At 35.4% G+C, this 14,078-nt stretch carries 14 protein-coding genes; 13 read left to right on the top strand and 1 reads right to left on the bottom strand.

Annotated elements, in window-relative coordinates:
- Positions 1–10: 10 nt before the first annotated feature.
- Positions 11–91, top strand: coding sequence for a hypothetical protein (locus C7381_RS08840; RefSeq protein ID WP_425433148.1), 81 nt, complete (start codon positions 11–13; stop codon positions 89–91).
- A 201-nt stretch (positions 92–292) separates the two neighbouring features.
- On the opposite strand, the gene C7381_RS03830 is transcribed toward C7381_RS08840, so the two are convergent.
- Positions 293–877 carry a xanthine phosphoribosyltransferase gene (locus C7381_RS03830; RefSeq protein WP_412616390.1) on the bottom strand — a complete coding sequence of 195 codons (585 nt, stop codon included), beginning with the start codon at positions 875–877 and terminating at the stop codon, positions 293–295.
- A gap of 154 nt (positions 878–1,031) precedes the next feature.
- Between C7381_RS03830 and C7381_RS03825 the strand changes: the two genes are divergently transcribed.
- The 12 genes from C7381_RS03825 (at position 1,032) to C7381_RS03770 (ending at position 14,057) form a co-directional block, all read left to right on the top strand.
- A complete protein-coding gene (locus tag C7381_RS03825; RefSeq protein ID WP_116479950.1) occupies positions 1,032–3,062 on the top strand; it encodes a glucosaminidase domain-containing protein in 2,031 nt (676 codons plus the stop codon).
- Complete coding sequence (locus C7381_RS03820) at positions 3,062–4,069, top strand: L-threonylcarbamoyladenylate synthase (protein WP_034546413.1); 1,008 nt, start codon at positions 3,062–3,064, stop codon at positions 4,067–4,069. Before C7381_RS03825 ends, C7381_RS03820 begins: the two co-directional genes overlap by 1 nt.
- Positions 4,050–4,493, top strand: a complete 444-nt coding sequence (rpiB, locus tag C7381_RS03815) for a ribose 5-phosphate isomerase B (RefSeq protein WP_034546414.1) — start codon at positions 4,050–4,052, stop codon at positions 4,491–4,493. The genes C7381_RS03820 and rpiB overlap by 20 nt, the downstream gene beginning before the upstream one ends.
- Before the next feature lies 1 nt (position 4,494).
- Positions 4,495–5,124, top strand: a complete 630-nt coding sequence (gene upp, locus C7381_RS03810) for a uracil phosphoribosyltransferase (protein ID WP_034546415.1) — start codon at positions 4,495–4,497, stop codon at positions 5,122–5,124.
- Positions 5,124–6,170, top strand: a complete 1,047-nt coding sequence (locus C7381_RS03805; protein WP_034546416.1) for a glycosyltransferase family 4 protein — start codon at positions 5,124–5,126, stop codon at positions 6,168–6,170. Before upp ends, C7381_RS03805 begins: the two co-directional genes overlap by 1 nt.
- Before the next feature lies 1 nt (position 6,171).
- A complete protein-coding gene (gene wecB, locus C7381_RS03800; protein ID WP_342748620.1) occupies positions 6,172–7,284 on the top strand; it encodes a non-hydrolyzing UDP-N-acetylglucosamine 2-epimerase in 1,113 nt (370 codons plus the stop codon).
- Between the two features lie 89 nt (positions 7,285–7,373).
- The gene (locus C7381_RS03795; protein WP_165803583.1) at positions 7,374–8,579 is read left to right on the top strand and encodes a hemolysin family protein; all 1,206 of its coding nucleotides are present in this window, start codon (positions 7,374–7,376) and stop codon (positions 8,577–8,579) included.
- A gap of 75 nt (positions 8,580–8,654) precedes the next feature.
- On the top strand, positions 8,655–9,563 hold the full coding sequence (locus C7381_RS03790; protein WP_116479948.1) for a copper amine oxidase N-terminal domain-containing protein: 909 nt from the start codon (positions 8,655–8,657) through the stop codon (positions 9,561–9,563).
- Positions 9,564–9,677: 114 nt separating this feature from the next.
- A complete protein-coding gene (ftsH, locus tag C7381_RS03785; protein WP_116479947.1) occupies positions 9,678–11,561 on the top strand; it encodes an ATP-dependent zinc metalloprotease FtsH in 1,884 nt (627 codons plus the stop codon).
- Positions 11,562–11,790: 229 nt separating this feature from the next.
- The gene (locus C7381_RS03780; protein ID WP_116479946.1) at positions 11,791–12,207 is read left to right on the top strand and encodes a DUF4418 family protein; all 417 of its coding nucleotides are present in this window, start codon (positions 11,791–11,793) and stop codon (positions 12,205–12,207) included.
- Complete coding sequence (locus tag C7381_RS03775; RefSeq protein ID WP_116479945.1) at positions 12,185–12,871, top strand: ABC transporter ATP-binding protein; 687 nt, start codon at positions 12,185–12,187, stop codon at positions 12,869–12,871. Before C7381_RS03780 ends, C7381_RS03775 begins: the two co-directional genes overlap by 23 nt.
- On the top strand, positions 12,858–14,057 hold the full coding sequence (locus tag C7381_RS03770) for an ABC transporter permease (RefSeq protein ID WP_116479944.1): 1,200 nt from the start codon (positions 12,858–12,860) through the stop codon (positions 14,055–14,057). Before C7381_RS03775 ends, C7381_RS03770 begins: the two co-directional genes overlap by 14 nt.
- Positions 14,058–14,078 lie beyond the last annotated feature (21 nt).

The raw sequence follows: 14,078 nt of genomic DNA, 5'->3' as shown, positions 1-14,078 counted from the left end.
ACATACAAAAATAAAAACATTAAAAAGAATAAGCTACGGCTTTAGAAACTTCGATAGTTTTAGGAATAGAATATTTTTGATGTGTAAATAGAAAAGAATATGTAACAGCGGCGGCGAAAACCCCTAGGGTTTTGTTTGCCATGCAAAAAATCCGAGAAATTGAACAGAGTTATTTTTAGTAGTTATGTTTTACTGATAATGTGTATTTTTAAATGAAAGAGAGACTTGTTTTTATGCAAGCCTCCCCCATTGTTGACAAAGAGCCAAAAATCATGGACATCTCCATGATTTTTTAGTCGGCAAATTGAACTGTGCCGTTTTCCATTGATTTGATTTTTGCGAGCGATAAAAGATTGTATCCTTGTTTTCTTATTTCATCGCCGCCACCTTGATAAGTTTTTTCGATTACGATGCCGATGCCTTCGACAGTTCCGCCCGCTTTTTGGACCATGCTTAAAAGTGCCTTTAAAGCATTCCCTTTTGCGAGGAAGTCGTCGACAATAAGAATTTTATCATCCTTATTTAAGTATTTTTTCGCAACGACAAGTTTGTTGTTCTTCTTTTGAGTGAAGCTGTGAACGTCTTCAATATAAACTTCATCCGGCAAATTTATATGAACGTTTTTCTTTGCAAACACTACAGGAACGTGAAGATATTGAGCGGTAATTGTTGCTATTGCAATTCCGGAACTTTCGATTGTGAGAATTTTATTTATGCCGAGACCTCTGAATTTGTCTCTAAAATAAAGACCTACTTCGTTTAAAAACTCTATGTCCAATCTGTGATTTAAGAAGCTGTCGACTCTTAAAACTCCGCCTTCTTCAACTTTTCCTTCTGTTAATATTTTTTGTTTTAATAATTCCGTTTTTCTCACCACCTAAATTAATATCTATATTATATCATGTTTTATTTATATTTCAAGCATTTGTTTATATTACATTATTATATCATAAAATGAAAATCTTGAAAAAATCGCACCTTTAATATATAATGTAGATTAGTGGAATATAATTAAAAGATGGAGGAATAGTATGAAGAGAGTATCAAAATTTTTACTTATATTTGGAATTGTTTTTCTATCCATTACAAAAATATATGCTCGTCCAAAGACGAAGATTATTGTTAATGGAAATGATATAACAGATGTGGCACAGTCTGTAAATAAAGATGATAGAATCCTTGTGCCGATAAGATTTATTTCTGAAGCATTAAACAAGGAGGTAAATTATATAGATTATTCAAAGGAAGTTGTTATAAGCGATGTGTCGGGAAAGATGACACTTCAAATAGGAAGCCGTTTGATAGAGCTTCCAAACGGGGAGTATATTTTATCTGATGTGCCGGCTCAACTTATAAATGACAGAACATATGTGCCGGTAAGAGTTATTGCGGAAAGTTTCAATATGGCTGTCAGCTACGATTTTCCTACAAATACTGTAACAATTGAAAATGGTACACCGAACCCTGACGATTCATATCAAATTCAAGGACTCGAAGATGTTGCAAGAACAATTCAAAATTATACAATAATCCCTGGAAAAAATATTGCATCGAGAATTGTAAAATCGAATTTGTTTATTGTAGACCCGATTACAAAGAAGGGGATTATAAACGGTAAGTCAACAAATTTAAGTATTTCATACACTCCTATAAAGGCAAAAGATTTCAGCATTATTTTGATTGCAAGTTATGATAAAAATGGAAACATTGTCACAGGACGCGGAAAGAAAGTGAGCACAAAGCTGGTTCCGGAAGTTTCATTGGAAGGTGTGACGGAAGGTGCAGTAGTTAATGAAAAAGCTGAACTTATGCCGAAGATGAATTTTATTCCGGTTTCTTTGAGTTATACAGTTCTTGACAACAATACGGGCAATGCAAAGAAATATGAAAACAAAGATCCGTTTGCACCATGGCAATTTGAAGTGCCGGGTGGAGAATCGAGAAATGTTCAAGTTACAATAAATGCAATCGACATCGATGGAAATAATTATATTTCAAATCCGGTAAATTTTGAAATTCAAACATCGAGAAGATTTGCTCTTACGGGAGTGAAACAAAACGAAGTTATAAATAAGACAGTTAAGCTGAATGTAAATAGAAATTTTGACGTCACATCGACTAGATATTATCTTGGAAATGCTGTAGGCGAAACACTTTTAAAAGAAAAGCCGTACGGAGAATTTATTTTTAATCCTTCGGAAGATTTGAACGGCAGCTATTATTTGAGATCGGAAGTAACTCTTCCAAGTGGAGAAATTTTATCGAGCGACAAGGTTAATGTCACTATTAAAGGAGGAAGAAGACTTCTTCTTCAAGGAGTAGGGCCTAATGCTGTTATTACAGGAGATACTCAGCTTTCATACGATTCAAATCTCGAAGCCAAAAGTGTCAAGTATATTTTTAACGGTCCACAAAGTTTTACTGTCACAGGTATTATAGGCGGAAAGACAAAGTTCTCCCCTGCAAATAGAAAGAGCGGAACATACAAGATTTACGCTGAAATAGAAACGAACAAAGGAACACTTAAAAGTGATGTTGTGAGCGTAAAAATTCACAATGAAAAGATTTTTGGACCGGCACCTATTGTGCCTAAGAATAAATTTATCGAAGAATTCTCGCCGCTTGCAGTTGAAGCGATGAAGAAAACGGGCATGGCCGCATCAATTCAAATGGCACAAGCTATACTTGAAACAGGATGGGGACAATATGTTCCGGTTGATAAATACACAGGAAGAATCTCGAGAAATCTTTTTGGTATTAAGGGCAAGGGCTCAGCAGGCTCAATAATCTCAAATACTTGGGAAGAATATAACGGTGTTTTATACAGAATTGACGATTATTTCAGAGCATACAACAGCGTAAACGAAAGTTGGAACGACCATAAAAAATTGCTTCTTACAAAAGAGAGATATCAAATATTTAGAGATGTAATGTTTGATTATATAAGAGGAGCATACGCAATAAGAAGGGCCGGGTATGCAACTGATTCAGGTTATCCGGGTAAACTTATAAAAATTATAAATGACAATAATTTAAGAAAGTTGGATGAAGTGAGTTTCTAATGAGTGAAGTAATAGAACCAAATGAAGAGGGAATAAAAAGAGCGGCTGAGATTATAAAATCAGGAAATATTGTTGCTTTTCCGACCGAGACGGTTTATGGTTTGGGAGCAAACGGATTTGATTCCGAGGCCGTAAAGAAAATTTTTGAAGCAAAGGGAAGACCGGGCGACAATCCGCTCATTCTTCACATTGCACACAAGGATGATTTCGACAAAATTGCAAAAAGTTATCCATCTTATGTGAAAGTTATGATGGAAAAATTTTGGCCGGGTCCTTTAAGCATGATTGTACTTGCCAATGAATCTGTCCCGAAAGCTGTTACAGCGGGGCTTGATACGGTTGCAATAAGAATGCCAAGCTTAAAGCTTGCACGCGACTTCATTGATGCATGTGGAGTTCCTATTGCGGCACCGAGTGCAAATATTTCGGGAAGACCGTCACCTACAACTTTTGACGATGTTTATTATGATCTTAGCAAAAAGGATGTTCCAATTATAAAAGGCGATGATACGGAAATCGGGCTTGAAAGTACAGTTGTTCTTTGTACAAGTTATCCACCGATTATTCTTCGCCCGGGAAAGATCACGAGGGAAGAAATTGCAAAAGAGGTTGGGGATTGTCTGATAGACATGAAAACCAAAGACAAGCCGCTTAGTCCGGGACAAAAGTACGGCCACTATATGGCAAGTAAACCGACTGTTTTGATGGACATTGAACCAAAAGACACTGATGAATATTTGGATAAGCTTAATTTAAACGGAATTTATATTCTTTCGGAGCAAAACAGAAAAAGGGACAACAGCATAGTTATCGGGGATTATGAAAAGCCAGAAGAGGCAAGTCACAGGTACTTTCATGCGCTCAGAGATGCTGATAAAATGGACGGCGATATAATCATTGTTCAAGCATTTAAAAAGGATAGAATTGGGCTTGCACTTTTTGAAAGAATGATGAAGAGCTCAAAACATAGAATTTTGGAGGATAAAAATGAAGATTGGATTTGGTAGTGACCACGGCGGATATGATTTGAAATTGAAAATTATGGAAGCCTTGTCAAAAGAAGAAGGGTACGAACTATTTGACTACGGTTCATTTGAAGGCGAAAGAGTAGACTATCCGGACTATGCGAAAAAGACTGCAGATGCTGTAGTGAACAAGGATGTCGATTTGGGTATTCTTTTCTGCGGAACGGGAATCGGGATATCGATTGCTGCAAATAAAGTCAAGGGAATACGATGTGCACTTCTTTCGGATTGTTTTTCAGCACAAATGGCAAAAGAGCACAACAATGCAAATATGATTGCGTTGGGTGGTCGTGTGCTTGGCGAAGAACTTGCGATAAAGATTGTAAAATCATTTTTAAATGCAGAATTTCAAGGTGAAAGACACCAAAAAAGATTAGATAAAATTAGTAAGATGGAGGAAGAATAAAATGGGACAAACTATTATTTGTAATCACCCTTTAATTCAACATAAGTTGGGGATTTTAAGAAGAAAAGACACAGGTGCAAAGGAATTCAGAGAACTTGTAACTGAAATTGCAATGCTTATGGGTTATGAACTTACAAAGGACTTTCCACTTGAAGAAGTTGAAATTGAAACACCGATGGGAAAAGCTCATGTAAAATCAATTTCGGGGAAGAAAGTCGCAATTGTACCAATTTTAAGAGCAGGACTGGGCATGGTCGATGGATTTTTAAATCTTATTCCTGCTGCAAAAGTTGGACACATTGGACTCTACAGAGACCCTAAGACATTTAAGCCGGTAAGCTATTACTGTAAAATGCCAGAAGATATTACAAATCGTCAAGTAATTGTTATCGACCCGATGATTGCAACCGGCGGAAGTGCAATTGATGCAGTTACAGAACTCAAAAATATGGGTGTAACAAATATTAAAGTTGCGAACATCATCGGCGCTCCGGAAGGAATTGAAGAATTCCATAGAGTTCACCCGGATGTAGATATCTATGTATGTTCGGTTGATGAAAAGTTGAACGACAACAAGTATATTATACCTGGACTCGGAGATGCAGGAGATAGACTTTTCGGTACTAAGTAATGAACGTTTTTTATATTTTTATGGTGGCGTTTTGCATAAGTTTTGCACTCACACCTATTAATATTTATATTTCAAAAAAATATGGATTCATAGATATTCCGAAAGATAATAGAAGGATGCATAAAGATGCTGTTGCGACCATTGGAGGGCTCGGCATCTTCATCGCGTTTTTAGTAACAATTCTTTTATTTGTGGACCTTTCCCCAAAGCTAATTGCTATTTTAATTGGAAGTGCAATTCTCGTTGTTACAGGAATGGTTGATGATAAGATAGACATAAAGCCGAAAGTAAAACTTATACTTCAAATAACAGCTGCGATTATAGTTGTTGCGGCAGGAGTAAAGATTACCCATATAACAAATCCTTTTAGACCGCAAGATACAATAAGTCTTGGAATTGTTGGACCTATTTTGTCGGTAATTTGGATTGTGGGTGTTTCAAATGCACTAAATTTTATTGACGGCATGGACGGGCTCTGTGCGGGACTTTCGACAATAAGTGCGCTTACCTTTTATTTTTCAAGTGAAAAAATCGGATTTGTTCCGACTCTTTCTCTTGCAATTGCAGGAAGCACACTCGGATTTTTGCCATACAATTTTAATCCGGCAAAAATATTTATGGGTGATACAGGAGCATTATCTATAGGATTTATTTTAGCATGCCTTTCGGTAGAGGGCGTCATGAAATCAGTCACGACAATGACTTTGATTGTGCCTGTTTTGATACTTGCATTACCTGTTTTTGATACACTTTTTGCAATATTTAGACGTGCGATTAATGGTAAGAAAATTATGATGGCAGATAAAGGACATCTCCATCATAGACTTGTCCAAAGCGGATATACTGTAAAACAAGCGGTTTTAATAATGTATGGACTCTCCATAACTTGTTCGCTTATGGGACTGTTGATTTCTAAAGTTCCACCTGCTTTCGGCATGGTTTTAAGTGCACTCACAATAATAATGATAGTTGTTTTGGCTACTATATTCGGTCTTTTTAGAAAAGACGGTAAAAATAATGAAGATAAAATCAATGAGGGGGAATAATTTGATAAAGGTTGTATTAATTATCGGGACCAGACCTGAGATAATAAAATGCTATCCGATAATAAAAGCGATGCGTGAAGACGAAAATTTTGATTTGAGTGTAGTCTTTACCGGTCAACACAGAGAACTTCTCGACATGATGATAGAAGATTTGGATATTAAAAATTTTACAAATTTAAGAATTTTTGAATCCGGTCAAAGTCTTTCTCATATAACGGCTCATGCACTAAATGCACTTGAGAGCCTCGAAAGCAAGGACTATGACTATTGTCTTGTTCAAGGGGACACAACAACTGTATTTGCAGGAGCTTTATGGGCATTTTACAATGGCATAAAAGTCGGACATATCGAAGCAGGGCTGCGCTCAAACAATATCATGAGCCCATTTCCTGAAGAAGCTAACAGAAAGATGGTCAGCTCACTTGCGTCCTTGAATTTTGCACCGACAACTCTTTCTATGGAAAATCTTATAAGAGAAGGCGTTAAAAAAGAAAGCGTTTTTGTTACGGGAAATACTGTCATTGACACTTTAAGACTTTCAAAAAAAGATCAATACACATTCTCATATGATGAGTTAAATAATTTGAAAGACGAAGAGATTATTCTTCTTACTTGTCACAGAAGGGAAAATCAAAATCACTTGGATGATATTTTCGGTGCTGTTAAGGATGCGATAAAGGACAAAGATGTAAAACTTATTTTCCCGATGCACTTTACACCGAAGATCAGGGAATATGCAAAAAAATATTTTGCTGACTTGAAAAATGTTGAATTAATAGAACCACTTTCATATCATGATATGGTTCACCTTTTGAGCAAAGTTTCATTTGTTGTTACAGACAGCGGCGGGCTTCAAGAAGAAGCACCTGGCTTTGGAAAACCTGTTCTTGTTATAAGAGAAGAAACAGAAAGACCGGAAGGAATTGAAGCCGGTACTTGCAAATTGGTTGGAACGGAATATGACAAGATAAGAAGAAATATTGAAGAGCTCATGGAAAAGGGAACTATGTACAAAAACATGAGCCACGCAAAAAATCCGTATGGTGATGGATTTGCGGCGGAAAGAATTTTGAAAATTTTAATCGAAGACTATAAGAAGGAGAACAATGCTTAATGGACACTGACTCGTGTATAAGGTTTGTGGTATTTTTTTTAATAAATATAATATTTTCATTTTTTATAAGATTTATAAGAACATCGGTTATGTGTGCCGAATTTAATCCTGGCAGAGATGAAGATATGGATTTTGCCGAAAGAAAAGAAGACATGATTCTGAGTTTAGATTTATTTTATAATCTAGTCAAATTATCATTTGTATTTGTACTATTGATTTTGGCTCAAACAATTTACAAAAATCTTGATTTAGAAAATAGCCTCTCTGTTGTAGTTGTAACTTTAATAGTTCTCGTTTCATTGTTGATTTATGATATTTTGACAGTAGATTTTCCGGATAGGTTTGGAAGCATAAAGCCGGATAAAAATGTAAACTCTTTAAAATTTGTTATATATCTTTTTGTGCTAATTATAATGCCAATTTACAAAACTGAAAAGTGGCTAAAAAACACAATTATAGAAATATTTAAACTTCCTGATTTAAAACCGGTTGTAACAATCGATCAAATTACGTCTATGGTGGAACTTGGGGAAGAGCAAGGCATTTTAAACTCCGCAGAAAAAGAAATGATAGATGGAGTTATGGGATTTAACTCGAGAGTCGCAGAAGAAATTATGACACCGAGAACTGAAGTTTTTATGGTAGATATAAACAAAAAGCCGGAAGAATATATGGATGAACTTGCGGAATATAGATATTCGAGAATTCCGGTATATGATGATGATATTGATAATATTGTCGGCGTGATTTATCTTAAAGACATTTTTAAAGTTGTTTACAAAGAAGGTATCAAAAATCTGGACATTAAGAAGCTTATAAAACCGGCATATTTTGTTCCTGAAAGAAAGAATATCCACATGCTTTTTCAGGAAATGCAAAGAGAACAAAGACATCTTTCATTACTTATGGATGAATACGGCGGTTTCAGCGGTATAGTTACAATGGAAGACTTGACCGAAGAAATTATGGGCGATATTGACGACGAGTTCGACAACGACGAACCTGACGTATATGCACTCACAACAAATGAAGCGGTCGTTCAAGGAAGCACATCAATAAAAGATATAAATGATATGCTTGGAACTCATTTCCCTGAGGATATGGACTATGATACAATTTCCGGATTTATTATAAACAAGCTTGGATATATTCCGAATACAAATAGAATTTCTGAAATCGAATTCGAAAATGCCAATATAAAGATTCTTGAAGTTGAGGACAGAAGAATTAAGAAAGTTAAAATCACACTTATAGATATCGATCCAAATTTAGATACAAAAAAATCAAAGGAATAGCAATTTGAGTTATTATTTTATATGATTGGGTATAATATAAATAACTAAAGTCTTAAATTGTAAAAGGAGGATAACATGAGAATAAGATTGAGAAAAGAAGTTTATTTGGTCCTCGCTGTTCTACTTATAATAGTTTTATTTGTAGTATTCAGACCAAAGTCATCAGCAAGAATCGCTGAAACAAATATTGATGGAGTGGATATTTCCACTGACGAAGAAAAATATATTCAATTTGGTCAAAATGACAAGATAGCACTTGGGAATCCACCTAGAATGTTTCTTGTTGCAAATGGAAATATTATAAAGAGTTCTAATATTGAAATAGTTGAAGGTTCTTCAATGTTACCGGTTGATGTTTTAAGTGATATTATCGGTGGAGAAGTCAAAGTAAATCCGCAAAACGGAGATGAATTTACAATTAAAAACAAAGAGACTAAAATCACATTCAGACTTAATGATCAATCCGCTGAACTAAATGATAAACCTGAATTTTTAGACGTTCTTCCTGTAAGAGAAGGCAAGATTGTATATGTTCCTTTGAAACAATTTTTTGAATATTTCGGTTTCAATGTAAAATATGTTCTCGGAGATGATTCGAGTGAAGTTGCACCATTGATTCCTAATTTCCAACAAATTTTTGTCTGGAAATATCCTGAAAAATCGACACCTCTTACAAAAGATGAAGCTGTAAAGATTTTGACTAAAGAACTTAAAAAGGCATACAAGACAAACTTCGGCAAAAAATGGACAGAACCGAAGGAAGGTGAAACCCAAGGAAATGCACCTGAAGATGAAATGAGATGGAAAATTAAACAAGGCTTCAGCGTCAAGAATGAAAATGACAGATATTATGTAATTCCAGTTGTTTGGGATTTCCTTGTAGATAAATACACCGGAAAAGTTTACATGTTCTATCAAGGTCAAGTTTATCAATACAGAGGTTTTGACACAAAACAAAAAGGAACACTTGCATTTGCAGGTTAATAATGACGGGGGAAACCCCGTTTTTTATTTGCCAGGGAGTTCTAATTGTAAGTCAAAATTGGTTAGATTTTAAGGCTACGGGGTATAAATAGATTATATTATCAAGAAAGGAAGATGAGGATGAAGAAACCAAAAAAATCATATTCTATATTTATATATTACGGTATTGTTCTTGCAATACTGCTTTTCGTAAATTTATTCTTATATCCATATTTACTTAAACAAAGTGTAACAGAAGTCGGATATTCTGACATGCTTAAAAAAATAGACAGTGGAGTTGTTAAAAAAGTTGAAAAACAATCAAATCAATGGTTGTTTGTAGCTGAAGAAAATGGAAAAGAGGTTATATATAAAACGGGACCTTGGGATGATCCGGGGCTTACAAAACTTCTTCGTGAAAAAAATATTGAATTTGGCTCAAAGATTCAAGAAGAGCCTGGTTTATTTGCTACCGCTTTAAGTTGGTTTTTACCAATAATCATTATTGTCGTTGGAGGAAGAATTCTTTCACGTTCTTTAGCAAAGAGTATGGGCGGTGTCGGACCGATGAGTTTTGGGAAGAGCAATGCTAAGGTCTATGTAGAAGCCAATACGGGAAAAACATTTAAAGATGTTGCGGGCCAAGAAGAAGCGAAAGAGGCACTTAGCGAAATTGTTAGTTTTCTTCATAATCCGATAAAATATGCAAGAATTGGAGCTAAGCTTCCAAAGGGGGCACTTCTTGTTGGGCCTCCGGGAACAGGTAAAACTCTTCTTGCACAAGCTGTTGCAGGAGAGGCACATGTTCCATTTTTCTCGATTTCAGGCTCAGAATTTGTTGAAATGTTTGTAGGAATGGGTGCAAGTCGTGTGAGAGATTTGTTTAAACAAGCAAATGAAAAAGCTCCTTGTATTGTTTTTATAGATGAAATTGATACCATTGGGAAAAGAAGAGATTCACAACTTGGTGGAAACGACGAAAGAGAACAAACGTTAAACCAACTTCTTGCTGAGATGGATGGATTTGACGGTAAAAAGGGTGTTGTAATTTTGGTGGCAACCAACAGACCTGAGATTCTTGATCCAGCACTTCTAAGACCGGGACGTTTCGATAGAAGAATTCCGGTTGAACTTCCTGATTTAAAAGGAAGAATCGACATTTTAAAGGTTCATATTAGAAATGTAAGACACGAAGACAATATAAACTTTGAACAAGTTGGACTTGCGACGGCAGGAGCAAGCGGTGCTGATTTGGCAAATATGATAAATGAAGCTGCCCTTAGAGCTGTAAGAGAAGGTAGAACTGAAGTAACTCAAAGGGATATCGTTGAAAGTGTAGAAGTAGTTATAGCCGGATACGAAAGAAAATCGATGGTTATATCGCCGGAAGAAAAGAAAATCATTGCATATCACGAAGTTGGACATGCACTCGTTGCTGCAAGTCAAACACATTCCGCACCTGTTGCAAAGATTACTATTATCCCTAGAACAAGCGGGGCACTTGGTTATACTCTTCAAATTGACAAAGAGGAAAAATTCCTGATGAGTAAGGAAGAACTATATAATCAAATGGTAACTCTTTCGGGAGGACGTGCTGCTGAAGAGGTTATATTTAACACACAAACGACAGGTGCTTCAAACGATATAGAAAAAATTACAAATATTGCGAATGCCATTGTAATGAGATATGGTATGACGGAAAAATTTGGAATGGCAACTCTTGTTCAAGATGGAAACAGATATTTGGGTGGTGGATCGCAAGTAATTGTTAGTGAAGGCACTCACAAAGAAGCAGATGAAGCAGTTCTTGAACTAATAAAATCCGCACATAAAAAAGCTGTGGATATTTTGAAGAATAATGAAGATGCACTACATGATATTGCAAAACACTTGATTGAAAAAGAAACTATTACAGGAGACGAGTTTATGGAAATATTTAATAGACACGTTGCACCTGATGAAAAGATTGAAGCTTCAGAAAAAGAAGTGGATATTGCAAAAAACTTAGAAGAAAATTAATAAAGAATACCCTCATTAAGTTGTGGGGGTATTTTTTTGATAAAAACGTTAATTTATTGTAATGTAAATATAGCAATAACCTATTCATTTTTATTTGGTATTTGAATTTTCTATAACTAAGAAATTCGTGTTGACTACAACCTAAAAGTGTTATAAAATACTTAGGTTATAAAGAATTTAGATTAAGAAAAAGTTAAAAGCTTTTTTAAAATCTTTTTTGGAGGACTTTATGAAAAGAGATAAGATTATTGGCGTAATATTTATCGCCTTAGGAATTCTTGTGGCATTAACACCATGTATTATTGCTCCGACTTGCGGACCGATGGAAAATGGAATGTTTATGAAATGTCACTGGATGGGTCGTGCAGTCATGGGCTCAGGCGTTATGATGGCAATTTTAGGATGTGCATATTTTTATGTATGTTCTTCAAGTGTTAAATTTGCATTCGGATTTTCATCATTCATCGTTGGCATTTATACACTACTATTACCTGCATATCTAATTGGCGGATGCATGAATAAAGAAATGATGTGTCAAGCAAAAACAATGCCTACTGTTTATATTTTTGCAGGCATTTACACATTATTGGGTCTTGCAGCAATGATTTTAAATAGGAGAAGAGATGCTTCTTGTAGATGTGAATAATGTCTATAAAATCTTTGAAAGAGGCGGAAGGGATTTCACAGCTTTAAATGATGTGAATTTTTCCGTAAATTCAGGTGATTTTATAAACATAGTTGGGAAAAGCGGAAGTGGAAAGTCAACGCTCCTAACCATTTTATCGGCAATTCAGGATCCTACAAAAGGCGATGTAAGAGTTTTAGAAAGAAAAATTTCTGAAATGACAGATGATGAAAAAAGTCATTATAGAAATGAATTTGTCGGATATGTTCCGCAATCATTGGGAACGCTTTCGACTTTGAATGTTATTGACAATGTTCGTTTGCCACACTTTTTTATGAAAAGAGAAGGTGACGGTATAAAAAGAGCGGAAGAACTTCTTGATATGTGTGGAATTTTACATCTTAAGGATGAGTTCCCTAGAAATCTTTCCGGAGGGGAAGTAAAAAGAGTTTTGATTGCAAGAGCACTTATGAATGAGCCTAAAATTCTTCTTGCAGACGAACCGACAAGCGACTTGGATTCGGCAACTTCTTTTGAAATTATGGAGATGCTCAAGAAAATAAACGATGATGGCACGACAATTATAATTGTTACGCACGATGACGACCTTTTGAAATATGGCTCGAGACTTCTCGAGATGAGCGATGGAAAATTAAAAGAGGTGACTCACAATGCTGACAACTAAAAAGATTGCGATTTTAAATATAAATAATAAGTCCGGCAGAAGTGTTTCGCTTGTAATTTTGACAGCTGTTCTAGCTCTCGTTCTTTTTCTATCTAGTTTTTTAATCTATTCTCTTAAAAATGGAATGAACTCCCTTGCAGACAGAATGGGAGCGGATATAATTGTGGTTCCTGAAGGTTATGATACAAAAGTTGAAGGTGCAATTTTAAGAGGTGAACCTAATACTTTTTTCATGGATAAGTCCATCGTTAAAAAGATTGAAGGTATAGACGGAGTTCAAGAAGTTATACCGCAACTATTTCTTGCAACTCTTTCAGCAGGATGTTGTTCATTTCCGATTCAAATAATCGGGTTTGACGCCGAAACGGATTTCGTTGTAACTCCGTGGCTTCAAGAACAAATGAAATTGCCTCTTGAAAAAGGAGAAGTTGTAGTTGGAAACAATGTAGTCGGAGATGTAAATTCGCATGTGAAATTTTTTGATCAGGAGTTTAAAATCAAGGGCCGTCTTCAAAAGACCGGAATGGGTTTTGACAATACTGTATTTTTAAATTTTGACGAAGCAAGAAGACTTGCGAAGGAATACGAAAAAATCCTTGAAATCGAAGACAAATATGACGATAATATGATTTCGTCTATTATGATTAAGATAAAAAAAGGTGTTGAACCGACTGATGTGCAAAATGCAATCAGAAGAGAATGCTTGAAAGACGGCGTTTTTCCTCTTCTTTCGAAATCGATGATGAATGAAGTTAGTAACTCCGCACTCGACATGATAAATTATGTGTATATTTTAATTGCACTTGTGTGGATATTGACATTTATAGTTTTATCGCTGGTTTATTCAATAACTATAAAAGAAAGAAAACGCGAACTTGCTACGATGAGAATTTTGGGAGCGACAAAAAAGATACTCTCGAATATAATCTTATATGAAGTTTTAATTATAAACTTTATCGGCGCTATTTCAGGGGCGACACTTGGATTTGTAATTTCTATACTCTTTGGAAGATGGTTTTCACAAAGCTTTAAAATGCCATTTTTGGCGCCGAATTTTGTAGTGCTTGCAGTTATATTTTTGGCGGTTCTTGTTATTGCAACACTCATGGGACCGATTTCAACTCTTAGTTCAATAAAGAAAATGAACAAAGATGAACTTGGGCTTTTATTAAGACAAAATGATTAAAAGTGAATTTTGATTCACTTT

Origin of the sequence: Ezakiella coagulans, from assembly GCF_003096635.1 — a bacterium.
Lineage (GTDB): Bacteria > Bacillota > Clostridia > Tissierellales > Peptoniphilaceae > Ezakiella > Ezakiella coagulans.
The sequence above is the reverse complement of the archived record's forward strand: the minus strand, read 5'-3'. Positions and strand labels throughout refer to the sequence as shown.

Excerpts from the sequence above, each read along its gene's own strand:
- C7381_RS03825 (WP_116479950.1), top strand. The coding sequence starts at position 1,032 with ATGAAGAGAGTATCAAAATTTTTACTTATATTTGGAATTGTTTTTCTA.
- C7381_RS03820 (WP_034546413.1), top strand. The coding sequence starts at position 3,062 with ATGAGTGAAGTAATAGAACCAAATGAAGAGGGAATAAAAAGAGCGGCT.
- rpiB (WP_034546414.1), top strand. The coding sequence starts at position 4,050 with ATGAAGATTGGATTTGGTAGTGACCACGGCGGATATGATTTGAAATTG.
- upp (WP_034546415.1), top strand. The coding sequence starts at position 4,495 with ATGGGACAAACTATTATTTGTAATCACCCTTTAATTCAACATAAGTTG.
- C7381_RS03805 (WP_034546416.1), top strand. The coding sequence starts at position 5,124 with ATGAACGTTTTTTATATTTTTATGGTGGCGTTTTGCATAAGTTTTGCA.
- C7381_RS03795 (WP_165803583.1), top strand. The coding sequence starts at position 7,374 with ATGTGTGCCGAATTTAATCCTGGCAGAGATGAAGATATGGATTTTGCC.
- C7381_RS03790 (WP_116479948.1), top strand. The coding sequence starts at position 8,655 with ATGAGAATAAGATTGAGAAAAGAAGTTTATTTGGTCCTCGCTGTTCTA.
- ftsH (WP_116479947.1), top strand. The coding sequence starts at position 9,678 with ATGAGGATGAAGAAACCAAAAAAATCATATTCTATATTTATATATTAC.
- C7381_RS03780 (WP_116479946.1), top strand. The coding sequence starts at position 11,791 with ATGAAAAGAGATAAGATTATTGGCGTAATATTTATCGCCTTAGGAATT.
- C7381_RS03775 (WP_116479945.1), top strand. The coding sequence starts at position 12,185 with ATGCTTCTTGTAGATGTGAATAATGTCTATAAAATCTTTGAAAGAGGC.
- C7381_RS03770 (WP_116479944.1), top strand. The coding sequence starts at position 12,858 with ATGCTGACAACTAAAAAGATTGCGATTTTAAATATAAATAATAAGTCC.